Here is a 26263-nt window from a genome sequence, read left to right as displayed (position 1 = left end):
TACAGGAGAAGTGAATGGAAAGTAAGAAAAGAATAAAAGGACAATTGAATAAAGGCTTTTCTTTGTTTACTGTGATCATTGCAGTCTCCTTTGTTATGATTTTAGGGCTATTAGTCATTTACATTTCTGTTTCTAATTTCTATATGAAGGTGACAGACTTGAAGGGAAAGGACAGTTTTTATACTGCAGAGCAAGGACTGGAGGAAATTAAGGTCGGTCTTCAGCAAGATGTTGGAACTGCAATGTCAAAAGCATTTACTGAGGTTATGGAAAATTATGATAGAGATAGTGGTTCTGGCAATGCTCAGGATACAGATCGTCAGGATAAATACAGGGAATTGTTTATTAAGTATCTTAAGGAAACATTGAAAATTTCAGAAATTCCTGGAGAATATGATCCGAATATCTTTGACAATGAAAAATATTTGAATAAATCAAATGTTCTTACTGACGAATCAAGGGAAACTCTTATGGTAGCCAGTAATGCTCCACATATTGAGTATATAGACAGTAAAAACAGTGGAATAATATTGAAAAATCTTAAAATAGTTTATGTTGATTCAAAGGGCAGGGCATCAATCATAAAGACGGATATCAGTTTGGGTACTCCGAAAGCGCAGTTTCCTACTTCCTCCACATTGCCTGATTTGATGAGTATGGTTGTGGTTGCTAATGGAGGTATTGTGTGTGAATCGCCCGATACTATCAACACTGGTACACCAAATGACAGCAATGCTATTACTTTAAGAGGGAATATTTATGCAGGATTGATCCAGGATAATACTATTTGCAATCAGATTAATAACAATTATGGTAATACAAAAGCTGATTATGGACACAAGACAAGCATTTGGATTAAGAGTGGAGCTCAACTTAACGTGGAATCAGGAGAAAAATTTGTCAGCAGAGCAGAAGTAAATGTAGATCACAGTTCACTGAAAATTAATTCCGGAGTCGGTTTCTGGACAAGGGGCATTACAGTTGGGTCCTCTGTTGACAAGTCAGCCAATGTTAAGCTTCTTGGAACAAGTTATGTAGCAGATGATCTTACAATTGCTTCGGGAAGTAATGCCTATGTAGATATTGAGGGGAACTATTATGGATATGGATCTGAAGCGTCAGTAGAAGAACTGAAAACAAACTCAGAATATAGTAAAGAAGAATATTATAAACAGTATACAGATCAGGAACCAGATTCTTATTTTACCTCAGATCTGAGTAGTTCTATCATTATTAATGGAAAAAATGCTACTTTAGATATTTCGAAGGTACAGAAAATGGAACTATCTGGAAAAAGCTATATATCAACTAACAGTAATAGTGATGTGGTTACTGGGGAAAGTGTTACAGTAAAGGGATCTCAGCTGGCTTATCTTGCACCGTCTGAAATTTTGGGGGATGAGTTTGATGTTGATGGTTTTACTAACCCTGTAGAGGTAACGGATGAGAATAAAACAAATAGCATTTTATCATCTGCCCATGTTCCGGTAAAGTGGAATGAGCCGGTTCAGGCATGGGGAGGTAAAACTCTGAATGATCTGGCTGGGCTGGGAATTGAAATTAATAAGACTGATCCAGTGCAGAAAGTACTTTATCCGGCTCCTGGAAGTGGCACTTATGCTTATTTTTATTTGAATTTTGCAGCAGATGCCACAAATACAAACGATACAAATGCATCGAAATACATGCAGTTTTATTATCAGAATAATGGTAATATGAAAACAAATATGGATAATTATTTTTCCTTTTATTTTAGTGATTTTAATTCTGGTATAAAGGTGAACGATGAAGAAGCTTATGTGAGATATATCACAAATGGCAATCTTTTGTCTTATGGAACCAAGGATGAAATCAGACAGGGAGAATTATATAATCCTGTTGACAGTAATACTTCTGCTGAGTTAAAAAACAAGTCTGTAGTATATCGACTGATGTGGTATGCTTTAAACAGGAAAATGGTAACCAATTGGGGCGAAACTTATTTAAACCGTGAGAAACCGGATTCCAATGCACCAGGTGGTTCGCATAATGAAGCAGCATACAATCGCAGTGTGTTTGATAATTTGGTTAATGAAGAGAAAATGAGAGATTACCTGAAGAAAGAATATCCTGATTCTGAGGATGGACAAAAATGTGTATATCCAGAAGCTGATTCAGGACAAAGGCCTAAGGTAATTATGTGTAATAATGAAGGAAAAAATACATTAGAGATTACGTCTGATCTTCAGGAAGAATTGCGTCTGGTAATCTGTACCGGTGATGTGGAAATTCAAAAAGGAGTACAATTTCAGGGAATCATTATGGCCAAAGGAAAAATTATTTTGAATTCTGGTTCGTCATTGCAGGCTTCTCCGATTGAGGCGGCAAATGTATTCCAGATGCAGATGGGCGAAAATTCTGATCTGAAACCACAGGATTTCTTCTGGAATGGAGATGATTATGTGCGGGGAAACAGTTCTTCGGATGACAATACCAGTGGAAAGGATTCCTCAGATGTGTTGGATCTTTCAGATTATGTATTTTATCAGAACTGGAAAAAACAATAGTGCCTGGAAAATTATCATATGAAGGGAGGAGGAGCAGGGCATGAAGAAAAAAAATAGTGGTTTTACACTGATAGAATTAATTGTTGTTCTTTCTATTTTTGCATTGCTTCTGGCAATTATTGTTCCGTCCCTAAATTCTATTCTGGGTTTTCGTGTACAGAGAGCAGCCAATTCTATTGGAGCTGCCTTGGATAAGACTAAAATAGAGGCTTCCAGCCGACTGGTGGGAGCCATGAAACTGGAATATCGTCCTAATGATGGCTATTACATCAGTTATATTCTGGATAGAGGTAAAATCGAAGAAAATGGTGATGATATTATAAAGACTGATCAGGATGAAGAGAAAATTGCACCTGCAAAAACCAGCATTTCCTATTTTGTAGGTGGGCAGGAGAAATTTCTGGATAACAGAAATAATAATAAATCTAATGCTATTGTAATCACCTATGATCGTGCAACGGGAAAATTTTTGCCACTTATGAAGACAGATGGCTGGGAAGGATTTCCGGTTTTAACTAAAGTTAAGAAGCAGAATGGAGATGATTCATATTTGTCAGGAATGCAGTTGGGTGAAGATCAGGTTTGCAGTAAGATAGTAGTAAAGGGTGGTTCACGTACCAGGACAATTACGTTGATGCAGGATACCGGAAAATATAAAATAACGGCAGGAGAAACAAGCTGATAATTGAGTATAAGAAAGTGTAAATACTGTATTTCCTGAAATAAAAAAAGTGTTTTGAGAGAATATAGATGGAGGTAATTGTAAATGAAGCGATCGGGTAGAGATGGTAAAAATAATCGGGGATTTACATTAATAGAAATGATTGTAACTGTGGCTATTATTGCTATTTTTTCCGGTGTTGTGCTGAAATTTATGACTACCGGTTCTAATATATTCCGAAGTACCTCTAACAGTGCCCAGGTTCAGATGGAAACGCAGACTACATTCGACAAGATTGAGGATATGATTATCAATACAAACCGTGGTTTTTACTATGGTTATGGAGATAATTCCGCTATTAATTATGATGATATTGATTCTGCTACCCCAAGTACTGGCAGTAAGGTTTTTGCTGTATATTCCACAAAAGAGGATACGAACAGTGCCCAGACAATGGCTTTAGCTGAAGAATCGGATGAACCGGCAGTTATGTCAGAGAATAATAATACTTTTAGTGCCCAGAGTAATGGTATAACAGATGATGATTTGCAAGACGGCAATGGATCTGATTTTTCGGCAGGTGAACCTGCGATTCAGTCCAGTCCCGGGGATACGATGTCTTTGATACGATGGGATAAAGATACCGAGGAGATTACATATCATGATTATAAATATGAAGGTGGAAAATGGCAGGAAATCCCGGCATCAGATAATAATAATTTACTTGCATCAGGAGTAACAGACTTCAGGGCAGACCTGACAAAAGCTAGATCAGCCAACATTGTACGTTTTCTCCTGACGTCAAAAACCGGTACAAAAGAAGTCCAGACCCAACATAGCGTCAGCCTGAGAAATCAGATTAGTATTTTTGATTCCATAAATGTACCACCGTCACCGACTAAAACCCCGACCCCGATAGTGACCCTAACGCCAACAGTGACCCCGACACCAACAGTGACCCCGACACCAACAGTGACTCCGACACCAACAGTGACCCCAACACCAACAGTGACTCCGACACCAATAGTGACCCCGACACCAACAGTGACCCCGACACCAACAGTGACCCCAACACCAACAGTAACCCCGACACCAACAGTGACCTCAACACCAACAGTGACCCCGACACCAACAGTGACCCCAACACCAACAGTGACTCCGACACCAATAGTGACCCCGACACCAACAGTAACCCCGACACCAACAGTGACCCCAACTGCGGAAATTGTATTTTCAGGAAATGCAGATAGTTTATCTGCTGGTGGAGAATATTCTTGTGGATATGTGTCAGCGAATACTGCCCTAATACATATTAATAAAGGTCCTGATTATAGAAATGATGAAAATTGTAGTATTAAATATACGATAGTAGAACCAGGATCTGATTCTGATACTAGAGTAGAACCATGTGAATCGACGTATGATAAATTGATTGTTGGATCAAATGAGAAAGGATTTGTATTGGGAGCTGAGTTAAAGGTTTGGAAAAATAAAAATCCTAACAATATTACTATATATAGAGCAACGAGGAATATTAAAGTAGTACAACAAAAATTAATAATTACAAGTCCACCCAATATTGTTCAAGAGGGACAGACATATAATATAGAATCTGAAGCCGTTGTAAGTTATTTATCGAACCTTGAAGCTGTGGGAGATGATAGATTTTCTTCGGAAAATATTAGAATTGAAAATTATAATACTGGTGTTGAGATTAGCGGTCCTAGTTATCAGACTTTTCCTTGGAAAGTTGAAACTCCGAATTGGGTGATTTCACAAGGTAAAGAACTAAAGTATGATGTTATGGCAACAACTCAGGAAATTCCAGGTATGTTGCAGGGAGGGTTTGATAAAGGCCATATTCGTTTTAAAGGAGAGAAAACGGTAGAGGTGCATAGGTAAGTATACTCGTTTGGGGTATCACCCGTGCGCCCCTGTCGGGAAAATAAAGAAACGAAATTTGTTTTAAAAGTTTTCTAGGGGCCCTAGCGGGGTCGCACCCTCTGTCGGGAAAATAAAAAAACAAAATTTGTTTTAAAAGTTCTCTAAAGGAAGTATAAAAATCTAACTGAGCTACAGACTGGACCCACCCAGCCTGTGGCTTTCTTCATTCCGTGGTTGACACGCCGGCCATCATTTGCTACACTAAAATCACATATCTGGGAAAGTTCTAAGGCCGTTCGGTCAATCTGATTCCACATATGAAACGGAAATAAATATGGTGGAAACAGTACAACGGCACATATAAATTCTGTAGAAACGATGCTGTTTCCTCCACATAAGGAAAGGAGCATGCAGATGCAGAATGAAAGAAAAAAACTGGAAGAGTTGAACCTGCTGGATGATTTTCTCTTCAATGCCATGATGACATATCCTGAAATGGGAGAGAAGTTTACACGAAAGATTCTGAAACTTTTGTTTAATAAGGAGTTTCGAAATCTGAAAGTGATCGCACAGAAATCCTATGGGGGATTGAATACGCATTTCAGCAGAGGATCCGCTTTTATCATGCCATTATAGACAGCCGCAGTCTGAAATCAGGAGAGGATTTTGGAAAGTTAAAGAGAGTATACGTAATCTTTATCTGTAATTACGATCCTTTTGGTTACGATAGAGTGAAATATACAATACGAAATATGTGTGTGGAAGAACCGGAAATGTTATACGATGATGGTGCTCAGACAACTGTACTGTATACTAAGGGCACAAAAGGTGATGACATATCCGAAGAGCTCCGGCAGTTTTTAAAGTATATGGAGAACACAACCCAGACAAATGCCGTAAATGATACACTGAAGGATATCCAGAAAATGGTGGATATCGTGAAGCGGGACGGGGAGGTGTCGTTAAGCTATATGAAGGGTTTTGAGAGAGATACGACCATGTATGAAAAAGGTCAGGAAGCTGAACGAAAAAATACAGAAAAGGAACGCGAAAATACAGAAAGAGAACGTCAGAGAGCGGATTCTGCTGAAAAAGCAAGGGATGAAGCCGAAAAAGAAAAAATGAAAGCACAAAAAGAAACCACAGAAGCACTTAAAAGAGTAGCTGAACTGGAGAAACTTCTGCAATGTAAACCGACTGAGACTAAATAGAATTTCTCCAATAAAGCCACAGACTGGCACCCACCCAGCCTGTGGCTTTTTGCAGTAAAAGACCGGTCGGAGTCGCTCCCAGTCGAGAAGGTGTCCGGATGATCTAATGCCGGATTCAGGCAACAATACATCCTCGTTGCCAGGCAAAACAATCTACTGCAATGCGGTCCGCTTTATCTGGGTCAGTGCCTTCGACACTGCAGGTATTGAAATGATGATCACCGTGATAATGCCCTCTGCCAGCAGATAGCTGTAATTGTATAAGATCGGATATACGGCTGTCAACGATTTCGGGAAATTGTCCGGCATATAGCTCATCCAATAAAGATAACCGCCCAGAGAATGAAAAGCTCCTCTGGCAATTACAGCTATTATGTATCCTTTCAGAAGTCCATGACTCTGTTTTGCAAATAATCCTGCCAGTCCAAGTGCTGCAAATGCAAGTATGTAATCACAGCATACCTGAAAAAATGAAAGTATATAAGGCTCCTGAATAAACTGCAGGATTCCGTAAGCAAACCCAGCCATAATACCTGTTCCGACTCCATACCAGTTTGCGATCAGAACAATAAAAAGCATACTGCAAAGAGTGACACTTCCTCCCCACGGCAGTTTGAAGATTTTCAGATAAGACGTAATAAAAGCAAGTGCAATAGCTACGGCACAGAATACCAGTTGTCTTGTGGTAAGCTTTTTCTTGTCTGAATTCTTCCCTGCAAAATAAATCGCCAGGAAAAACAAAATGATTCCGGCAATAATTGTAATTACATATCCGGCAGTTGTAAGTCCGCCATCAGCAGTTACCATAAAACCAAACATAAAATGCCCTCCCTCTTTTTATTAAGTTTGTGTAATTGATTTTATCTGTTGTTCAGATACTAATTTATTATAAAGATTTTTTCATTTTTCGTCAATTGTTCCTGTTCTCATCTCAGCACGGGGAACCGTTTGGAGTCGCGCTCCCTGCCGTGCAGACTGGAACCCACCCAGCTTGTGGCTTTTTACAGTAAAATGGAACCCTGTCGGAAAATTATTTCCGCAGTTTTTCTTCATCCAGCAAGTTTAGTTTTTTTGCAGAAAGTACAAGCTCTGTTTGCAGAAATGCAAGATTGCAGGCTGTTAAAAATGCATCCATAAGTAAATCGATACTGATCACTAATGCAATTCCTGCAGAGGGGATTCCTAATTGTGCAAATAAAATGGTATAACAGGATAAACCTCCGCCGGGGATTGGCGGTGTTGCAATTGCCAGAATCGTACTGGTTATAATGGAGGTTATGATCCAGACAATGGTTATCTCTGTACCAAAGCTCTGACCAGTACATAGGGATATAATAAAAAACTGGATCGCCCCACTTGGCATAAAAATGATTTGTCCGATAGAAACACCAAAGTTAATTAACTTTTTATCTATGCCAAGTGCCTTGCAGCTTTCAATGTTAGTTCCAAAAGCGGCTGATGAGGAGGCAGTAGAATAAGACTGGATATATTTTTCAGGTTACCGGATAAAAACAGATTCATCATGCAGATAAATACAAACAGCGGGATAAGCTTGCTGATATAAGTCATAAGCAGCTGGATTAAAGTATTGATCTGGGAAACTATTTTTGCCATTCCCGATACGGAATCCCCTAACACCAGTGTACCTGCACCACATATACATGCGAGAAAAATGATCTGCAGTGCATTTCCTGTCTGAAATGGAGAGATAATATTGCCTGGAATAATATTCAGTACCATTTGGTAAAGATCCATAATGGCACTTCCTGAAATGTGATTCTTTCCTGAGAAAGATATAAAAAGCCAGGAGACCATCAAACCGGCTGCGATCAGGATCAGAAAGGCAAATGATGTGAACCGGTCAATTTCTGATGCATGCAGAAGAAATTTTTCTGTTGTTTTTTGTATTTAATATCCCCTCGTTTTTATGTTTTCCTTATTATAGCCTTATTAATATTTTACGTCAACAGACATGGTATGTCAAAACCGCTTGATATGAGTGTATTTATACCAGTAATATAAAATATATCAGATAAGATATAGTTGATTGAGAGGAACAGGTGAGGTACTTCCAAGAATAAATCCAGAGTTTACAGTCCATACTCCACAATGAAAAAGTTCAAGACAAAGAAATAGCTTTTATTATTTAAAGATTCTTAAAAACGGTACTCAGAAGATTAAAGAAAACACAAAGAGTGATGATACAAAAATTATTGTTTTAACTCAAACCAGAGTCTGTAATAAAGTTTTGTTTTCGAATCAGAAAGATTGTCCTGCAATAGATCGGTCAGTTTATTCAAACGTTTAATGAGACTGCTTCTATGAATAAAAAGGGCTTGGGCTGTGGGAGCAATGTTCATTTCGTTTTCAAGGTAGACCTGAAGAGTATGCAGATATTCAGTGTTTTTTCTGGCATCATAGGAAATTACACGACGTAATGCCTCTGTAGTCAATAATTCCCTGGAAATTCTGGTGGTACATTCGTGTAACAGGAATGATACGATATTATTCGTAAAAAAATTCAGAGTCTGGGTACTGTTTTGCAGACTATAATCGGCTTGGATAAGACATTCATCCAATTGTTCCAGTCTGGAAAAAGAATTGCTGATGCCTGCACAGTAATTCATACGTTCCAACATATCTTTGAAGGATAAAAAAGTTCTGGAGGAGTCTTCCTGTTTAGGTATTTTCAGCAAACCTATAATACGCTGATGATAAATAGTTGAGGTCAGAATCTGTGGGACAAAGGAGTATAATGCAGCATGCATGTATTCTTTTGGCATACAGGAGGTTTTATTGGTCTCATGAAGTTTAAAACAATATAATTCTTCGTTATCAGACAAGATCAGTTCTTTTTGTTCATTAGGAGTCAGAGGCTGGTGACGAAGAAGTTTTTGAAGAACGTTATTTTCATAAGTATTAGTTGAACTCACGCTGCGAAGGTGTTTCTCAAAAGCAATCTGGAAAACAGAGAAAAAATAATCGGCAAGGGAAAAATCACTGTCGCGAAAAGGGTGCTCTGTTTCTGTAATAGAAATACAGCCGGTAAAATATCCAAGAGGAAACAGGTTGTTACAATAAGAGCGAAAATTATTATCTTTCAATGAAGAAATATAAGGGACGGAAATACGACGTTCCAAATTACAGACATTTTTTATTGACTCAGTCATATTCGGACGCATGGTATGAGGCGTATTATCTATATGGACTTTTCTTTTTCCGTGAGAGTCAGTTTCCCATACAGTTTCAAAAATAATCGAAAGAGAATGATCAATTACATTAATCTGGTTTTTGAACAGTTCGGCGCCAAGCCGGAGTATATCCTGAATTTCATAGTCGGCCTGCTTTTCAAGTTCTTTATGGAGCATAAAATCCCAGTGATCAAAAAAATCATATATATGGCAAATTGCATTAAATACAGAAGTAAAACTGGAAGAACCATTTATTTGTAACAGAGAAATGCCACTTTCCTGCCAGTTAAAGGGGACAGGAGATCCGACACAGATAAAAGAACATCCACTGACGGGTGTTATGAAAGGAAGGAGTTCTGCACGGAGAAGATAAGTGTTCCCTGTAATTAAGGACGTGTCTGCTTCACAGAGAAAAGGACGAGAACATACAAGTTTATCCTGAGCTTCACCATAAAGGCGAGTTTGCAGCTCTGGTGGCAGGTAATCTTTTAATATGGTCAGATTTAAGTTCATGAAAAATCCTCCTTACATGGTGTTAAAATTGATACTATTTAGTATACCGCAAATGGACACAGAAAAGTGTAAAATTGGATAAAAACGATAAAAAGAATCAAAAATGACACAAATATAAAATAAAGGTGTCATTTTTAACACCGTTATAAAGTGCTTAACTATAAGTTGAAATCAAAAAAGAGAGTACAAATTAATATATATAATGAATGAAAATTCAATTAGCAGAGTCTGTAGTTTGAAAATGAAATCCTATATACTGATGTTATCAGAAAATCTATGTTGCCTTAAAGAAATGGACAACAATAGTTTTTCAAAATGATCGGAAAGAAGGAAAAAGATTATGAGTAAAAAATTAGACCCCCGTATTCCAAAAGATTCCGGAAGCAAATCTCTTACAAACTATGCGGCTTTGTGTTCCTCATGGAATCATCTGGTAGGTTATCAAGAGGCAATGCATTGGTTATCGAGATATAATGCCTCATTCAGCGCAGCCTGTATGCAGGCATACAGAATTCTTATGCCAGACTACAGAGAAAGGGCACAGGCAATGTGCGAAGCAGCATACCAGAAATTATATTATACAATGAAACAGTATGGAAAACCGCAGATGGCACAGCATAATGTACATCCGTTCTGCAGAGGAAGTTTTGTCGGAGCACTTGTAGGAGATTCGGGCGATGATGCATTGCTTATGTGTGGACGTGTACAGGATTTTGGAACCTATCGTGCAGAAAAAGAACTGGATGTATGTGACTGGGACATTGTAGGCTCTGAGCTATGCCGTGCAACTACACAGTCTCTGGAAGCGAGCAGTCGCGCCTGGTCAGAAGAACTGAGAGCAGGAACACAGCTTGAATTTCATATGGTAGAAGCAAAAGGCTGCGGGGACTGCCATTGCAGGATTGTTGCAGAAAGTCGTGAAAAATATCCGATGCCATCCCATGAACAGTGGGAATGCTTTGGACCGATCGCAACGGAAGATCAGATCAAATACACTAAAGAAGAGGATATGGTTTCTGAATCAATGGTATTTCGTGAGGAAACTAATTATACTTTTGCGAATGGCACTAATATGGAAGATGATTCTAATAGTGTTGCTGGACTTATGAGACGTTCAAATGCAGCAGCAGGATATATTTTCCCTACAATATCGTATCTGCTTCGCCAGGGTAAACTGGATGAAAAAACCGTGGAACACGTATTTCACTGTGTATGTGAAGCTGCAGGAAAAACTGCGTTCGGAGAAATGACATCAATTGAAGGAATCCGTAAATGGATGGGAACACCGGAAGCAGTAAAAGATGGCCGTGTGATGGGCGGATATCTGGAAATGTTTTTTCAGGCAATGGGATTGAAATATGAGGTTGAAGCATTTAACAAAGAAGAAGTTCAGTATATTGTAGATCGTAATAACTTGACTGTATATAATCCGGGAATGGCAGATGCATATGTTGCATACTGGTATGGAATGACCAAGACACTTGTGAATGCACAATGGTCTTTGTGGGAAATCAAGGATGACACTCCGGCAGACAAATTAAGAATCAGAATAGCAAAGAAAATCGATAAGTTCTGTTAGGATATTACGGGAAAAGCGAGGATTGGATATGTATAAGAATATTTATAAATATGATGACATGAAACGCAGAGAGCATATGGCGGTCCGTGAGCATGTAGGCTGGTATCTGTGGACACATCAGTTGGTAGAAGTTCAGGGAGAGGATGCACGGGATTTTCTGGATCTTCTTTGCACAAAGATGATATCAACATTGAAAACAGGAAAGGAGCGATATACAACAATTCTGGATGAGAATGCAGAAATTATTGATGATGTAGTAGTATTTCGATTGGAAGAGCAGAAATTCTGGGTATCAACATTATTTGCTGGGAATCTGATCCATTGGATGGCATCACATCAGGGAAATCGAAAGGTAACATACAAAGATGTGACTGACCAATATCATATGTATGCTGTACAGGGACCGGATTCTATGGAAATGATCAATAAACTAACCAAAAATCCTATAGATGAACTGAAATTTTTCTCATTTGAAAAGAATCAGATAGAAGAACTCCCTGTCATAATCAATCGTGCCGGATTTACAGGAGAAAAGAAAGGATACGAGATATACGTTGCAGCAGATCAGGCAGACAGAATAGAAGAGCTTTTACACAAAATAGGAGATGCCATGGGAGCAGTGGAAGTAACAGAGTTCCAGGTTATGGCATGGACACTTCCGACAGAAGCCGGTTTTTATTATATGCGTGATCTTCGTCATACAAATCCTCTGGAAGTTGGAATGGAAAAAGGGATTGGATGGGATAAGGAATTTATCGGTAAAGAAGCTTTACTGAAAATAAAGGAAGAAGTTCCGTTACGTGAAATGGTTGGTTTTACAGTAGATGAAGCAGATGTTTATATTCAGGGACGACATCTGGGAGGCCCTGGACAGGCCGTACTTGTAGATGGAGAAGAAGTAGGAAGAGTATATAAATTTGTATATAGTTATGTGAAAGATAAAAATATTGGTTATATTCTTGCCAGAAAAAATACATTGAAGCCAGGAGATAAAATTAAGATTAACGGTTACGATGCGGAAATTACAGAAAAATATTTTCTTTAAAGGAGGAATTACTAATGAGATTGGAAAATAAGGTAGCAGTTGTTACAGGTGCATCCTCTGGAATGGGAAAAGCCATAACTACCCGTTTTGTACAGGAAGGTGCAAAAGTTGTTGCTGTAGCAAGAAGAACAGAACGTTTGGAAGAACTGGCAGAGAGCCTAAAAGGTGAACCGGGGGAAATAGAGATTTTTTCAGCAGATATTACATCAGTTGATAAAAATAATGAAATGATTGATTTTGCGGTTGAAAAGTTTGGTCATCTGGATATTCTTGTAAATAATGCGGGAATTATGGACGATATGAGCCCAGTTGGTGACATGACAGATGAAATGTTGGATCGTGTAATGAAAATAAACGGGTATGCACCGATTTATGCAATGCGTAAGGCTGTTCAGGTATTTTTGAAACAGGAAAAAGGTGGAAATATCATTAATATAACATCTGTTGGTGTAGATCATAATACAGCAGGAGCGGCGTATGCGGCTTCCAAGGCAGCTGTAGCAGCGGTGTCAAGGAATGTAACGTTCCAGTATATGAGCCAGAAAATCAGATGCAATAACATAGCACCGGGAGGAATAAGTACAGAAATATCAAAATCCATGGGAATGCCTAATATGGTCGGATTTGGAAACGTCAAAAAACTTCTGGGAATTGCACCAGAAATGGGAAGTGCAGAAGACATTGCTAATGCGGCACTGTATCTGGCATCAGATGAATCAAAGTATGTAAATGGGGCGGTTATCACGGTTGATGGTGGATGGACCTGTCTGTAAATATTCTGCCCTGTATGTTTGGCACCTGGATGATGCTTCTTGCCAGCATTTGCAATCAGAGAAATCGTGCAGCATGTTGGATAAGAAGACCTGGCGGGGTCGCACCCCCTGTCGGGAAAATGAAGAAACGAAATTTATCTTAAAAGTTCTCTAAAGAAAGTATAAAGATCTAACAGAGCCATAGACTGGCATCCATCCAGTCTGTGGCTTTCTTCATTCCCTGGTTGACACACCGGCTATCATTTGCTACACTAAAATCACATATCTGGGAAAGTTCTAAGGCCGTTCGGTCAATCTGATTCCACATATGAAGCGAAAATAAATATGGTGGAAACAGTACAACGGCACATATAAATTCTGCAGAAACGATGCTGTTTCCTCCATCATAAGGAAAGGAGCATGTAGATGCAGAATGAAAGAAAAAAACTGGAAGAGCTAGGGGCCTGGCGGGGTCGCACCCCCTGTCGGGAATGAACAAATCGAGAAAAGGGGGCGATTTTACATGAGCTTACAATCAGATACAGAGATGCTATCTGTTTCAGCGGTGGAGGAATATGCCACGCAGAATCATATGACAGTTGATGCAACGTATGAGTTGTTTCATCGTCATCAGATCTTTGAAAAAATTATTCTTCAGCATGAATATTTGCATCAGGTATCAATGGATGAGGTTATGGAATTCATTTATAAAGAGATCCAGGACGATAAGCACGACCTGATTCTGTTCCATGGAACGGACGTGGATTTTGCGGAGATTCAGTTGAATAAGTCACACAACAAGCGTGACTTTGGAACAGGTTTTTATACAACGATCCTTGAAGAACAGGCAAGAGAATGGGCGTACCGTCTTAGCCTTCGTAATCGTTCCAAGGATTATTATGTGATGAAGTTCTTGTTTGCAGAGAATGAGGAACTGAAAATTAAGAGGTTTGATTCCCTGAGTATAGAATGGTTGGAGTTTATCAAAGAGAACCGATCCAGAGGCAGATTGCAGCATGACTACGATGTTGTGATTGGTCCGGTGGCGGATGATAATACCATGGAGACGGTTCAGCTTTACATTGCGGGAATCCTTAATGCGGAGGAAGCTGTAAACAGACTTCGATACAATAAGGTAAATAACCAGGTATCATTTCACACACAAAAGGCACTGGAATATTTGAGATTTGTTGGGAGGGATCGGTATGAGTGAGATATATACCTTTAATGGGAAAGATATCACGATGAACGTGTTCATTCAGATCCGGGCAGTCGTTGATATTATTAAAGAAGCAAGGAAGATTGATTTCATAGAGGCATTGGGACAGTTCTATCATTCCAATACCTATAAGACACTGCAGAACACGGAAAACGGTCTTTGGGCAGAGTCTCCGGAATATATTGCAGACTGTTTCTTCGAAAACCGCTATTAAAGCCGCTGGGTAAGGGCCTGGCGAGGGCGCACCCTCTGTCGTGAACTATCTGGTAGAGAACAGAGAAATCAACAGTCAGATTGATTACTCTACTGGTGGCAGACCATCTATTAAGTATACGAAGCATTGAGAAGTATAAAATGAAACAGCTCTGATTTTTTTCGAAAAGTTCAGAGCTGTTTTTTCAGCAGAATATCAGAAGAATTATTCTGCCGGTAATATTGTTATTATGGATTAACAACCGAGATTGAAATATTTGCAGATTGCATTAAATAACTCGGAGCAATTACTGAAATTAAAACACATAGATATTACGTCCTCCTTATTCTTATTATTTGTGTTAGCTAAGCACAAAAGAATAGTAACATTTATGAAACATCTTCTCAATAGGAGGTAGCTGGAAAATCTGGAATTAAGATGAAAACTTCCTTTTGATATTGTAGAGGAAAGCAAATTACACTATGAAATGATGCAGTATACGATAATCGATTAATTAAGTTAGAAAAATTCACTGTTCCGATTGTAAAAAATAAGCAGTGACAGCAGCCTGGCGGGGTCGCACCCCCTGTCGGGAAAATAAAGAAACGAAATTTGTCTTAAAAGTTCTCTAAAGAAAGTATAAAATCTAACTGAGCCACAGACTGAACCCCACCCAGCCTGTGGCTTTCTGGTTTTTAGAAAAAATTAATTTGTTTTCTGATGTGTTCTGCGCTATTATGAAATTACGGCAGTTCATTCTGATACTGCTTTCTTATTTTCTGGCCGTTCGGCCGAAGTTTTTCAAAAAGTAGTATAATTTTAGAACAGGAGGTGCTATACTGAAAGTAGGAGGTACAACGATATCCCTACAAAAGATAAATGCAGCAGTTGACTGGCATGCTGGTTTCCGGGCTGCTATGAATGTGGAACTGGATGAAGTATGGAGCAAACTTGAGGTCTGGCCGGAATATCTGCTGGGTTCCCGTCCTATGCGTGTAGACTTATTGATCAAGAAAGACCGGGACCTTGTCATTCACAAAAATATTGGACAGATTTTCCGTACCTATAATTTTTTGGAATATAAAGCTCCGGATGATTACATAAGCGTGGATGATTTTTACAAGGTTTATGCATATGCATGTAAGTATATAGCAGATACCGGAAGCACCGGGGAGGTTGCTCCTGGGGAGGTGACCATTACGTTTATATGCAATCATTATCCTGTGAAAATGCTGCAGTCAATTGCAGAAGACAGGGAGATTTATGCTGTGAAGAGAGAAGAGGGAATCTATGATTTACTCGGAGATCCTTTTCCCATGCAGTTGATCCTTATCTATGAACTTACAAAAGAGAAAAATTATTGGCTTCAAAGCCTGCGAAGTAATATAACAGATCCGGAAGAGATCAGAAACCTGGCAGAGCATTATGAGGAATATCAGGATGAAGTTCTGTATTCAGATATCATGAATGCTATTGTAAACGCAAACTGGAACATGTTTGAGGAGGAGAAAGCTATGTGTAAATGTGAAGCTCTACGGCGCTTATTTGAGCCGGACATACAGGCAGCAGCAGAGGCAGCGGCAAAAAACGCTACAGATAATATGCGAAAACAGGATATATCAATTTGCATTGGAAGGTTCAGAAAAATGCAGATTTCGCGTAATGAAGTGGTAAAGATTATTGCAGAGGATTATTCCATGAATGAGAAAGAAGCGCAGAATTGCGTGGATGAATGTTGGACTGCGTAGTATTATTAATGTTATTAAGGCCATAGATTACATAAGATAAGTAGTAAAGAGAACAAATGACAAAACGATTAAAGCAAAAACAAAAGATAAATATATTGAATATATAAAGAAACGAAAGATAAAAAATACATGAAGGAGGCGGAAGCGGAAAGGATAAAAGAAATATGCTGGAGAAAGTCTGGGATAAAGGCGAAGCATATTATAAAGGTTATATGCTTGGGGCAATAATAGCGGAAGTAGAGAGTTATAGAGAAGTAGTAACAATACTTAGGGCTTATAAGAAAAAAGACAGAGCAGCAATAGTGGATGAAATGCAGAAAATGTGTAAAACAGAAGAGCGTAGGGATTTCTTTAAGTTTATGGAAAAATACAGACATCTATCTGTTGAATATGCAGCAAAACATGTTCTGGAAGAGAGCGAATTTTTTCATTGCCGATAGAAGAAAGGAATAGATACATGGGAGAAAAAATCAGATTAAATATGGTAATGACTTATCAGGTATCGTGGAAAGCAAATACGATCATGAATAATTTTATACAAAATTTTTACGATGCACTGGGTATGGACAAGTTTGCTGCCGGATTTCATTATGAGATGGAAAATACAACAATGACCATGTCTGCTGATGTAGGTTTTGCACTGGACTGGCTTTTGTATCTTGGAACCTCCACGAAAAGGAAAGAAAACGCTTGCACAGCTGGTGGATTTGGAGAAGGTTATTAGCAGTTAAATATAAATTATAAAATTATATAAGCATATGTTGAGTTTTATAAGATATTAGAGCGGAATATTATTGAAAGGCGTTGATACTTTGAGTAAATATTATTCTATACATGAATTTTCAAAAATCATAGGCGTATCTGCCCAGACATTACGAAATTGGGATGCCAATGGAAAACTTCATCCGCATCATACTACAGTAAGTGGCTATAGATATTATTCTGATGCACAACTCAACTAGGTAATTATTGTGATTTGGTTTTGAGCTGATAGAATATATCGCTTCACTTTATAATTGTGAGATTGAGATCATTGATAATACTGAAAAATTCGAACAGCAGGAACTTGTTGAAGATCTGGTTCAGATAATCACAGTATTCAGTTGTAAATTACAAGGAAAACGAGCGAATAAAGCTAAGAAACTTATCCGTGAACTGATACAGGAGGAAACAGATGGTAAAAGCCATAAAAGTAATGCTGATACCAAACAATGTACAGAAAACTAAGATGTTTCAGTACGCAGGTGCTTCAAGATTTGCTTATAACTGGGCTTTGGCCAGGGAAATAGAGAACTATGAAAAAGGCGGCGGATTCCTTTCAGATGCAGAACTCAGAAAAGAATTTACGAAGCTTAGACATTCTGATGAATATGCATGGTTACTGAATATCTCAAATAATGTGACCAAACAGGCAATTAAAGATGCCTGTACTGCTTATAAGAACTTTTTCAGGGGTTTGCAAAAGTTCCCAAGATTCAAGTCAAAAAAGAGATCAATGCCGAAGTTCTATCAGGATAACGTTAAGATACGTTTCAGTAATACACATGTTAAATTTGAAGGCTTTTCTTCCAGCAGGAAAGCAAATAAACAAAAAATGAATTGGGTGAGACTTGCAGAACATGGAAGGATTCCGACAAATGCTAAATATATGAACCCGAGAATATCCTTTGACGGATTGAACTGGTGGATCAGCGTATGTGTAGAATTTCCTGACTGCCGGGAAACACTTAATGATGACGGAGTCGGCATAGACCTGGGAATCAAAGATCTGGCTGTCTGCTCTGATGGGACTAAGTATAAGAACATCAATAAGAGTCAGAAAGTAAAGAAATTAGAAAAACAGAAACGCAGATTACAGTGTAGTATCTCTCGTTCTTACGAGAAAAATAAGAAAGGGGAAAGTTACTGTAAAACAAATAATGTAATCAAAAAAGAAAAACTTTTATTAAAACGAAATCACAGATTAACAAACATCCGTAAAAATTATTTAAATCAGACCATATCGGAGATCGTAAATCGAAAACCAAGATTTATGTGTATTGAAGATCTGAATGTCAGCGGAATGATGAAAAACAGACATTTATCCAAAGCAGTTCAGGCACAGGGATTTTTCTGGTTTAGAAAACAGCTTGAATATAGGTGCAGCGATAAAGGGATCCAGCTTATTGTGGCTGATCGGTTTTATCCATCCTCAAAGCTTTGCAGCTGTTGTGGAAACATCAAAAAAGATCTGAAGTTATCTGACAGAGTTTATAGATGTGCGTGTGGGAATATGATTGACAGAGATTTCCAGGCATCTATAAATCTCAAGACTTATGGAGAAAAATTTGCAAGCTGACACTGAAATGTTAATGCAAATATGTACGGATACGTTAGTCCGGAATTTACGCCTATGGAGAGTACAGGAACTTGTGAGTAGATTGATATTTATATCATCAAAAGCATACTCGTTGAAGTAGGAATGGAACATAGAAGTTTATAACTTTTTATAAGTTTTCAGTAACGGTTTTAAGATAGCATCGCTGACTGCATACAGGGATTATAATATGGCAATCTGCATGGAATCCAGAGACTGGAAAATCAGAGTGACAGAAGAAAATGGATATATTGATGGGAAATCGGTGAAATTTCTTGCTTATGATGTTGAAAATAGAGAGTATAAGGAGAATTCAAGACTGATTCTTGAAAATGTAAATGAAGATTTTTACAAGGCATTTTCAGAAGAGATAAGAAAATTTTATTATGTTGAAAATCCATATTTTGGAAAATGTATAGCCAAAAAGGAAAAGTATGCAGTTTATGAAGCGGAAAATATAGACTTTCCCGGAAAACACAAGGGCGCTGTATTTTCTGGTTATCAGCTTCGGGCTTATATAGAGCCTCCATTGATTATATGTAACCATAAAGTTACGCAAATAGAAGATGATCGTGACAGAACTTATTTCTACAACTCAGAAATCGGGGATTGTATCAAACCTGTAATACTCTCACTGAGTCCGGAAGAAGCGTTGAATGTTTTAGAGAAACTGGAGCCTTTCTGGGCTGTGAACAAAAAAATGGAATATGAGTGGAGATGGCCAATCAGGCATTTAATCTGTAGAATTAGTGAAGACAAAGAGTCACAGACTGGCACCAACCAGTCTGTGGCTTTTTTCTTTATGATGTTTTTACGGTACAGAGCTTTCTTCTTTTCTCTTGCCTCTTGCCATCTTTGCGGGATACCATTTTTCAAACCACATTGTAAAAAATCCCATCAAGATTGGAATTAAATTGTTTACAATGATAAGCAGATTTCCAAACCCGGCTCTTCTAAGCAGAAAGGTCCAGACTGCTGTCAGTACATATAACAATCCCCATGCCGCTGCAAGAATATAATTTGTCTTCATGAAGAGAGGGTTTTTATGTGCACTTTCACCACCATAATTGTATTTTACATAAGCAGCGCATAAAGGTTCTTTTGTCAGGCATGAAAGCAGCCAGAACAATCCAAACACAAGATATCCTATATTTGTAGGAATATCTCCATCCCCGGTTACATTTGCTGCTGCGGAAAGTACAGCAACGGCTATCATAGAGAGTTGATCCCAGATCACAAATTCATGATTTCTCATAATAAACGGTATGCCTGCCACTACGATAAGAGTTATCAAAGCCCCCACTTTAGGAGCAATAGAAACAGCAATCCAAAAGGCAATCCATGGTATAAGCATTGTCATCATAGAAGGATTTTTCTTCTCAATCATGTTTGGAGATTTTTTCTCAGGATTTTTGACTGTAGATGTGCTTCCAAAGAATTTATCCCAATTGATCATTAAGGAGAAATCACCGGATACCGTATACATCTGTTTTCCCAATGCTTCTGCGCCACCAATTTCTCCACGAGAAATAGCTGACCATACAGAAAAAGGTGTATCGATGCGAGTAGTCGGAGAAAGGCTTCCGTCTGTAAAAATCTGGCTTCCGGTCTTGTTAAGCCGAATCTGATACGTATGATCCAAATCGGTAAAATGTATCTCAAGTACGCGTTCTTTTCCGTCATAGGCGTCTTTATTGTAAAGAGCGGCCATTTGCCGGGTAAATATAAGATCCTCAGGTTCTTTCTCGCCGGTCCTTTTGTTAATACCCCAGCTGGCATCTGCCATTTTTTCAAATATATCTCTGGGATATAAAAGTGTATGGAGTACAGCATCTGTTTCTTTCGATATTGCTCCTGTCATTGCATATTCAGAGCCTGCACATGTTACTGCAGCAAGATATTTATTTGTTCTCACTGACAATTCCTTTACACGAAACAATTCTCCCTGACCGCAAAAAATGGTCGTATAATTTCCCCTGCCAAGGAAATGGTCAAACATCCGCAATACACTGTCATAATTTTCGTCGGCAGAATAAAAGCCACAGGTAGAGATTAATACGTGTCTCTTGCCTTCCATATCATATCTGGCATCATGACTGCCGCTTCCGTATCCGTCCTGCCTTGAACTCATAAAAGGAAGACTCATAGGAAGCTGACGATCGATCAAATTCTTTAACATACCGGGAACATTAAAATAGTACAGTGGAAAAGACCATAAAATTAGATCAGCACGAATCAGTTTTTTAATGACTGTTTGCATATCATCATTTATACAGCATCTCCCGGGTGTTTTCTGCCAGCATGCAAAGCATCCCTTACACGCACCTATATTCATTGAGGCTATATGCAGTTCATCAACAGATAATTCTTCTTTATTACTCGTACATCCGTTTTCTAATCCCTTAATAAAGCTGTATGCAAGCTTTAATGAATTACTTCTTTTGCCTTTTGGACTTCCGTTGATCAGAAGTATCTTCATCTCTATGTCCTCCATTCCTTTATTTTCTGATAATGAAAGTGTACCCTTTCATATGTGGATTGTCAACAGAACCAGAGGGGGTAGGCAACCTGGCGAGGTCGCACCCCCTGTCGGGAAAATAATACTGGAGAAAATATTTGCAGAAGCATTTTGACAAAACACTCCCAGTCGGTTTATAATAAATTCTGTATGAAAATTTTTGCTGCTGGCTAATAAAAATATAGCAGTAAAAGCAGAGGAGAATCACATGAAACAAGAGAAAAAACAGCCTGGCAAGCTGAAGATGCTTGCTGGCTATTACAAACCATATAGGGGGTTATTTTTTGCAGATCTGTTTTTTGCATTTCTAGGGGCGGCAGTTACCCTTGTTATTCCATTGATGGTCCGCTATATTATGAATTCGGTAAGCGAGTTATCAGCGGTGGAAGCTAAGACTATCATTCTGAAAATAGGTGTGGGAATGTTGCTGCTGATCCTGGTGCAGCTGGGAAGCCGCTATTTTATCACCTATTATGGTCACATGATGGGTGCTTATATTGAGCACGATATGCGAAATGAGATCTTCAGCCATTATCAGAAGCTTTCTTTTGCATTCTACGATAACCAGAAAGTGGGACAGCTGCTTTCCCGTATTACAAGTGACCTTTTTGACATTACAGAGCTTCTTCATCATGGACCGGAGGATATTCTGATCTCTGTGATCAAGCTTTTCGGAGCGCTGATCATTCTCTTGAATGTAAAGCCGCAGATGGCGTTGCTGTGTTTTGCTGTTGTGATCATCATGTTGATCTACGCGCTGATCTACAATAAGAAAATGAAAAGTGCATTTAAAGAGAATCGTGTGCGCATGGGTGAGATCAATAGTCAGATCGAGGATAGCCTTTCCGGAATCAGGGTGGTAAAATCCTTTGGAAATGAGAAGCGTGAGATTGAGAAGTTCCGTAAAGGAAATGAGCGTTTCGTGGATTCTAAGCGTGTGACTTACCGCTATATGGCAGGCTATCATGCAGGAATGGATGCCTTTACTACATTGATCACGGTAACAGCACTTGTTTCTGGTGCTGTGTTCCTGGCATCTGGAAATTTAAGCGCTACAGACCTTGTGACATTTCTTTTGTATATCAATAATTTTACTGAGCCCGTTACGAAGCTGGTGAATTTTACTGAACAGTTTCAGAATGGTTACAGCGGTTATGATCGTTTCCTGGAAATGATGTCCATTGCACCGGATATTGAAGATGCACCGGATGCTGTGCCTCTGGAACATGTGGATGGAGATATTCGTTTTGAGAATGTATCATTCCATTATGAAGACCATAATGAGAAGGTGCTTTCTAATGTGAATCTGGAAGTAAAGTCTGGTGACTATGTTGCTCTTGTAGGTACCTCAGGCGCCGGAAAGACTACTCTTTGCAGTCTGATCCCCAGATTTTATGATGTGTCATCAGGAGCAATCTATCTGGATGGAAAAGATATCCGTAAGATCAAACTGAAGGATCTGCGTGATCACATAGGAATCGTGCAGCAGGATGTGTATCTGTTTGCCGGAAATATTATGGAAAATATTCGCTATGGACGTCCGGATGCTACAGACGAGGATGTTATCAGGGCGGCTAAGCTGGCAAATGCTCATGATTTTATTATGGAAATGCCGGATAATTATGGTACAGATATTGGGCAGCGTGGAGTGAAGCTCTCTGGAGGACAGAAACAGCGTCTTTCCATTGCCAGAGCTTTTCTGAAGAATCCGCCTATTCTGATTTTTGATGAGGCAACATCTGCGCTGGATAATGAGAGTGAGAAGGTGGTTCAGGAATCGCTGGAGCGTCTTGCAAAGGACAGAACTACTTTTGTAATTGCTCACAGACTTTCTACAATTCGCAATGCCAGAAGAATCCTTGTCCTTACAGAGGATGGAATTGCAGAAGAGGGAACACATCAGGAACTGATGGATAAAGATGGCGTTTACGCAAAGCTGTGTAAAGCCGGCTTATAGGATACCAGGCGGGGTCGCACCCCCTGTCGGGAATAACTGAGCCACAGACTGGAGCCCAACCAGCCTGTGGCTTTCTGGTTTCTAGAAAAAATATTTCTTTACAGATACAGGGCAGTTACTGTTCACTCCGTTCACAGTAACACAGGGCAATCGTATGGATCATTTTTTTCACATCCAGTGGTTTGGCCAGATGTGCGTTCATACCACAGTCCAGTGCATGGCGTACATCCTCTGCAAAAGCATTAGCGGTCAGTGCGATGATGGGAATGAAAGAAGCATCCGTCCTGTCAAGCTTCCGGATCTGGCGTGTGGCTTCGTATCCGTTCATCAGAGGCATCATAATATCCATAAGTATCACATCAAATGTCCCCTCAGGGTGAAGGGAGAAAAGTTTTACAGCTTCCCTGCCATTGGATACTGCAGTTACCACAGCACCTTCCTCTTCAAGGAGTACCTGTGCCACTTCTCTGTTTATTTCATTATCCTCCGCCAGCAGGATCTTTATGCCCTGAATGGAGTTTCGCTCAGCTTCTGGCTCAGAAGAGATATCCGTTTCTTCTGCCTTTTCAAATGGCAGAGTGATCACAAAAGTACTTCCGATACCCGGAGTACTGGAAATCTCAATGGTACCACCCATCTGTTCAAATAGCGCTTTGGCAATGCTCATACCCAGTCCGGTGCCATGATATACACTTCGGGCATCCGTATTCTCCTGAGTAAAGGGTTCAAAGATCTTCTCCAGATATTCTTTGCTGATGCCGATTCCCGTATCAGAGATCGTCCATCTGCAGACCAGCTTATGATCATGGGAAGGGAGAGCATGGATCTCCGTATGGATCGCCCCATTCTCTCTGTTGTATTTGATACAGTTACTGTAAATATTCATCATGGCACGACGGAGGTGCAGAGGGCTGCCGTATACAAAGGGATGTTCGTATATCTCCGGTGCGATATGAACGGTGAAATCAATGCCGTTTTTCTGTGCCTGCATATCAATCAGCATCTGTGTCTCTTTTTCATATTTGATCAGATCAAAAGGTTCATGGTTGAGTACAAGTCCGCCCTCCTCAATCTTGGACATATCCAGTACATCATTGATAAGAGAGAGCAGATGACTGGCTGAAATGAATGCTTTTTCACGATTACTTTTCAGGAATCCGATATCATTTTCGTGCTTTTTATCAATTTCCAGCAGACCAATGATCCCATTCAGCGGAGTACGCATATCGTGGGACATACGGGAAAGGAAATTGGACTTCTCTGCATTGGCACGTTCGGCAGTATCAAGAGCTTCTTTGAGAAGCTTCTGGTGCCTGATTTCTGATTCCACCACATCGTCCACATTCAAAAATCCCAGAACAATGATACCGGAGTCTTCGTTTTTGATAAAGCGGAACTGATAGTAATGGATACCATCCCTGTCATTTATCCGGTAATTTCCTTTGTATTCGGACTGACCGGACAAAACACTCATTACATTACCCAGTTCCAGTGATTCTTCCAGCATTGTACGGTCATCCGGATATACACGCTGCCGGATATAGTCTGAGAGGAAAAGATCATAGGGGTATGTATTGTTGTGTTTTTTGTCCAGATCAGGGACATCGTGGTCTTCCTGCTTGATCACAGAGAGAGTTTTTTCTCTGGGGTTGATCAGGTATACGTTCAGGTAGTTACTGCTCAGTGTCTGGACAATACTTACCTGTGTCTCATAGGCTTCCTGTGTTCTGGTGACATCCTCACCGTAGAGGATTGCTTCCAGATGGTTATTGGAAGGATTGAGCAGCAGTCTTGTCACATATTTGGAAAGCCTGGTTATATTGTCATCGTAGAGACAGCGGGAAACTCTGGTGACCTCTACCTGACCGTCCTCGTAGCTTTTCATCAGGGAACTGCGGCAAAATGCGTTGATAAAATCGTTTCTGTCCTTTAATACCGGTATAAAAACAGCAGTCTCTGCAATAAAATGGTCAATGGAAGCGTCAGCATCCATCTTATAGGCCAGGGCAGAGGTGCCTCCGATCTTCAGAATCTTATCATCTGTAAGGTCGAGATGAAAGTAGCCGGCAGCATGGGTAATGGATGCCAGAAGAGAGTGGAGCTGATTTTCATAGATTTTGCGTGCTGTCACATCATTGTCTTCACAGGCCACTGCAATTACGAAATCCCGATAATCATCGGCGTTTCCGTTTCTGGCAATGAGCAGATAATAGTAATGGACAATATCTGTGACAACCCTGAAATGGAATTTGAAAGAGGCTTCCTGAGAAAGTCTTTCCAGCAGGGTTTCATAATTCAGGTGTCTGGACACATAGGAACGCTCATCCGGATGAATATATTTCTGGATGAGAAAATCAAATGACAGCTTATAGTCTGAATTATCTTTAATATCCGCAAAAACATTAGTAAATCTGGAACGATATACGGAGATTTTCCCGGTTTCCCGGTTTACGCCATAAACAGACATGTAGTCAGAAGCAAGCAGGTTGATGGCACCCAGCAGACGGAGAGAGTTCTCGCCTGTGGGAATGGACTTTGACAGGCGTTCTCCTTCGGCTACTGTGCTGAATACAAGTGCATGTCCTCTGCTGCCGTCGGGCTGTACCGTCTCCACTGCATCAACTGTCTCATAAATATGGCGGATCGGATCCAGGTAAGTCTTTGGTCCCTGTATCCCCAGTGCTACAGGGCAGGGCGGGCATGGGGAATCAAGCCCCATAAGTGCCTTATAGCATTTCACTCCCGGCTGGAGATTGGGGTACAGTTGTTTGGCAGTGTCGTTATAGCTTAGGATATTATAGTCTTTGTCTATGCTGTAATATCCGGATGAGTGTGTGTTCATAATTTTATACTCCTGGTGTTTAGTGCTTAAAAGTATACCCTTTTTACC

The 26263-nt window shown here is 39.6% G+C and carries 20 protein-coding genes and 2 pseudogenes; 17 read left to right on the top strand and 5 right to left on the bottom strand.

Going from position 1 to position 26263, the window contains the following annotated elements; all coding sequences use genetic code 11:
* Nucleotides 1-14 precede the first annotated feature (14 nt).
* The 5 genes from H8Z82_RS03765 to H8Z82_RS03745 all read left to right on the top strand — a co-directional run bounded on the left by H8Z82_RS03765 (nucleotide 15) and on the right by H8Z82_RS03745 (nucleotide 6302).
* Nucleotides 15-2546, top strand: a complete 2532-nt coding sequence (locus H8Z82_RS03765; RefSeq protein ID WP_186994293.1) for a hypothetical protein — start codon at nucleotides 15-17, stop codon at nucleotides 2544-2546.
* Nucleotides 2547-2586: 40 nt separating this feature from the next.
* Complete coding sequence (locus H8Z82_RS03760) at nucleotides 2587-3228, top strand: pilus assembly FimT family protein (protein WP_186994292.1); 642 nt, start codon at nucleotides 2587-2589, stop codon at nucleotides 3226-3228.
* A gap of 84 nt (nucleotides 3229-3312) precedes the next feature.
* Complete coding sequence (locus H8Z82_RS03755) at nucleotides 3313-5109, top strand: PilW family protein (RefSeq protein WP_186994291.1); 1797 nt, start codon at nucleotides 3313-3315, stop codon at nucleotides 5107-5109.
* 396 nt (nucleotides 5110-5505) lie between these two features.
* Nucleotides 5506-5727: a hypothetical protein gene (locus tag H8Z82_RS03750; protein ID WP_186994290.1), complete on the top strand. Its 222-nt coding sequence runs from the start codon at nucleotides 5506-5508 to the stop codon at nucleotides 5725-5727.
* Nucleotides 5728-5864: 137 nt separating this feature from the next.
* Nucleotides 5865-6302: a hypothetical protein gene (locus H8Z82_RS03745; protein WP_186994289.1), complete on the top strand. Its 438-nt coding sequence runs from the start codon at nucleotides 5865-5867 to the stop codon at nucleotides 6300-6302.
* A gap of 153 nt (nucleotides 6303-6455) precedes the next feature.
* Here the strand turns inward: H8Z82_RS03745 and H8Z82_RS03740 are convergent, their stop codons facing one another.
* From H8Z82_RS03740 to H8Z82_RS03725, 3 genes and pseudogenes are all read right to left on the bottom strand, one after another.
* The gene (locus H8Z82_RS03740) at nucleotides 6456-7121 is read right to left on the bottom strand and encodes an energy-coupled thiamine transporter ThiT (RefSeq protein WP_186994288.1); all 666 of its coding nucleotides are present in this window, start codon (nucleotides 7119-7121) and stop codon (nucleotides 6456-6458) included.
* Nucleotides 7122-7332: 211 nt separating this feature from the next.
* Nucleotides 7333-8117, bottom strand: a pseudogene (locus H8Z82_RS17300) (cation:dicarboxylate symporter family transporter).
* A 395-nt stretch (nucleotides 8118-8512) separates the two neighbouring features.
* The gene (locus tag H8Z82_RS03725) at nucleotides 8513-10006 is read right to left on the bottom strand and encodes a helix-turn-helix domain-containing protein (protein ID WP_186994286.1); all 1494 of its coding nucleotides are present in this window, start codon (nucleotides 10004-10006) and stop codon (nucleotides 8513-8515) included.
* Between the two features lie 340 nt (nucleotides 10007-10346).
* On the opposite strand from H8Z82_RS03725, the gene H8Z82_RS03720 reads away from it, so the two are divergent.
* The 11 genes and pseudogenes from H8Z82_RS03720 to H8Z82_RS03670 all read left to right on the top strand — a co-directional run bounded on the left by H8Z82_RS03720 (nucleotide 10347) and on the right by H8Z82_RS03670 (nucleotide 19811).
* Nucleotides 10347-11585, top strand: a complete 1239-nt coding sequence (locus tag H8Z82_RS03720; RefSeq protein ID WP_186994285.1) for a hypothetical protein — start codon at nucleotides 10347-10349, stop codon at nucleotides 11583-11585.
* Between the two features lie 28 nt (nucleotides 11586-11613).
* Nucleotides 11614-12630 carry an aminomethyltransferase family protein gene (locus H8Z82_RS03715; protein ID WP_186994284.1) on the top strand — a complete coding sequence of 339 codons (1017 nt, stop codon included), beginning with the start codon at nucleotides 11614-11616 and terminating at the stop codon, nucleotides 12628-12630.
* A 14-nt stretch (nucleotides 12631-12644) separates the two neighbouring features.
* Nucleotides 12645-13403, top strand: coding sequence for an SDR family oxidoreductase (locus H8Z82_RS03710; RefSeq protein ID WP_186994283.1), 759 nt, complete (start codon nucleotides 12645-12647; stop codon nucleotides 13401-13403).
* Between the two features lie 502 nt (nucleotides 13404-13905).
* Entirely contained in the window at nucleotides 13906-14595 is a 690-nt protein-coding gene (locus tag H8Z82_RS03705) for a DUF3990 domain-containing protein (RefSeq protein WP_186994282.1), read from the top strand.
* A complete protein-coding gene (locus H8Z82_RS03700) occupies nucleotides 14588-14815 on the top strand; it encodes a hypothetical protein (RefSeq protein ID WP_019161909.1) in 228 nt (75 codons plus the stop codon). Before H8Z82_RS03705 ends, H8Z82_RS03700 begins: the two co-directional genes overlap by 8 nt.
* Nucleotides 14816-15711: 896 nt before the next feature.
* The gene (locus tag H8Z82_RS03695; protein WP_207724611.1) at nucleotides 15712-16542 is read left to right on the top strand and encodes a 3-isopropylmalate dehydrogenase; all 831 of its coding nucleotides are present in this window, start codon (nucleotides 15712-15714) and stop codon (nucleotides 16540-16542) included.
* Nucleotides 16543-16706: 164 nt separating this feature from the next.
* A complete protein-coding gene (locus H8Z82_RS03690) occupies nucleotides 16707-16982 on the top strand; it encodes a hypothetical protein (protein ID WP_019161905.1) in 276 nt (91 codons plus the stop codon).
* A gap of 17 nt (nucleotides 16983-16999) precedes the next feature.
* Nucleotides 17000-17266, top strand: coding sequence for a hypothetical protein (locus H8Z82_RS03685; RefSeq protein WP_186994280.1), 267 nt, complete (start codon nucleotides 17000-17002; stop codon nucleotides 17264-17266).
* 88 nt (nucleotides 17267-17354) lie between these two features.
* Nucleotides 17355-17769 (top strand): annotated as a pseudogene (locus H8Z82_RS03680) (IS607 family transposase).
* Nucleotides 17717-18880: an RNA-guided endonuclease InsQ/TnpB family protein gene (locus H8Z82_RS03675; RefSeq protein WP_186994279.1), complete on the top strand. Its 1164-nt coding sequence runs from the start codon at nucleotides 17717-17719 to the stop codon at nucleotides 18878-18880. Before H8Z82_RS03680 ends, H8Z82_RS03675 begins: the two are co-directional and overlap by 53 nt.
* 247 nt (nucleotides 18881-19127) lie before the next feature.
* Entirely contained in the window at nucleotides 19128-19811 is a 684-nt protein-coding gene (locus tag H8Z82_RS03670) for a hypothetical protein (RefSeq protein WP_186994278.1), read from the top strand.
* Here H8Z82_RS03670 and H8Z82_RS03665 read toward each other — a convergent pair.
* Nucleotides 19710-21377, bottom strand: a complete 1668-nt coding sequence (locus tag H8Z82_RS03665; RefSeq protein WP_186994277.1) for a flavodoxin family protein — start codon at nucleotides 21375-21377, stop codon at nucleotides 19710-19712. The two genes, H8Z82_RS03670 and H8Z82_RS03665, sit on opposite strands and share 102 nt — an antisense overlap.
* A 247-nt stretch (nucleotides 21378-21624) precedes the next feature.
* On the opposite strand from H8Z82_RS03665, the gene H8Z82_RS03660 reads away from it, so the two are divergent.
* Nucleotides 21625-23373, top strand: coding sequence for an ABC transporter ATP-binding protein (locus H8Z82_RS03660; protein WP_119243028.1), 1749 nt, complete (start codon nucleotides 21625-21627; stop codon nucleotides 23371-23373).
* A gap of 115 nt (nucleotides 23374-23488) precedes the next feature.
* Here H8Z82_RS03660 and H8Z82_RS03655 read toward each other — a convergent pair whose 3' ends face one another.
* Nucleotides 23489-26215 carry an ATP-binding protein gene (locus tag H8Z82_RS03655; protein WP_186994276.1) on the bottom strand — a complete coding sequence of 909 codons (2727 nt, stop codon included), beginning with the start codon at nucleotides 26213-26215 and terminating at the stop codon, nucleotides 23489-23491.
* Between the last annotated feature and the right edge of the window lie 48 nt (nucleotides 26216-26263).

Origin of the sequence: Blautia difficilis, assembly GCF_014297245.1 — a bacterium.
Lineage (GTDB): Bacteria > Bacillota > Clostridia > Lachnospirales > Lachnospiraceae > Blautia_A > Blautia_A difficilis.
The sequence above is the reverse complement of the archived record's forward strand: the minus strand, read 5'-3'. Positions and strand labels throughout refer to the sequence as shown.

Bases quoted from the DNA above. Each gene is read 5' to 3' on its own strand.
- H8Z82_RS03765 (WP_186994293.1), top strand. From the start codon at position 15: ATGGAAAGTAAGAAAAGAATAAAAGGACAATTGAATAAAGGCTTTTCT.
- H8Z82_RS03760 (WP_186994292.1), top strand. From the start codon at position 2,587: ATGAAGAAAAAAAATAGTGGTTTTACACTGATAGAATTAATTGTTGTT.
- H8Z82_RS03755 (WP_186994291.1), top strand. From the start codon at position 3,313: ATGAAGCGATCGGGTAGAGATGGTAAAAATAATCGGGGATTTACATTA.
- H8Z82_RS03750 (WP_186994290.1), top strand. From the start codon at position 5,506: ATGCAGAATGAAAGAAAAAAACTGGAAGAGTTGAACCTGCTGGATGAT.
- H8Z82_RS03745 (WP_186994289.1), top strand. From the start codon at position 5,865: ATGTTATACGATGATGGTGCTCAGACAACTGTACTGTATACTAAGGGC.
- H8Z82_RS03740 (WP_186994288.1), bottom strand. From the start codon at position 7,121: ATGTTTGGTTTTATGGTAACTGCTGATGGCGGACTTACAACTGCCGGA.
- H8Z82_RS03725 (WP_186994286.1), bottom strand. From the start codon at position 10,006: ATGAACTTAAATCTGACCATATTAAAAGATTACCTGCCACCAGAGCTG.
- H8Z82_RS03720 (WP_186994285.1), top strand. From the start codon at position 10,347: ATGAGTAAAAAATTAGACCCCCGTATTCCAAAAGATTCCGGAAGCAAA.
- H8Z82_RS03715 (WP_186994284.1), top strand. From the start codon at position 11,614: ATGTATAAGAATATTTATAAATATGATGACATGAAACGCAGAGAGCAT.
- H8Z82_RS03710 (WP_186994283.1), top strand. From the start codon at position 12,645: ATGAGATTGGAAAATAAGGTAGCAGTTGTTACAGGTGCATCCTCTGGA.
- H8Z82_RS03705 (WP_186994282.1), top strand. From the start codon at position 13,906: ATGAGCTTACAATCAGATACAGAGATGCTATCTGTTTCAGCGGTGGAG.
- H8Z82_RS03700 (WP_019161909.1), top strand. From the start codon at position 14,588: ATGAGTGAGATATATACCTTTAATGGGAAAGATATCACGATGAACGTG.
- H8Z82_RS03695 (WP_207724611.1), top strand. From the start codon at position 15,712: ATGAATGTGGAACTGGATGAAGTATGGAGCAAACTTGAGGTCTGGCCG.
- H8Z82_RS03690 (WP_019161905.1), top strand. From the start codon at position 16,707: ATGCTGGAGAAAGTCTGGGATAAAGGCGAAGCATATTATAAAGGTTAT.
- H8Z82_RS03685 (WP_186994280.1), top strand. From the start codon at position 17,000: ATGGGAGAAAAAATCAGATTAAATATGGTAATGACTTATCAGGTATCG.
- H8Z82_RS03675 (WP_186994279.1), top strand. From the start codon at position 17,717: ATGGTAAAAGCCATAAAAGTAATGCTGATACCAAACAATGTACAGAAA.
- H8Z82_RS03665 (WP_186994277.1), bottom strand. From the start codon at position 21,377: ATGAAGATACTTCTGATCAACGGAAGTCCAAAAGGCAAAAGAAGTAAT.
- H8Z82_RS03660 (WP_119243028.1), top strand. From the start codon at position 21,625: ATGAAACAAGAGAAAAAACAGCCTGGCAAGCTGAAGATGCTTGCTGGC.
- H8Z82_RS03655 (WP_186994276.1), bottom strand. From the start codon at position 26,215: ATGAACACACACTCATCCGGATATTACAGCATAGACAAAGACTATAAT.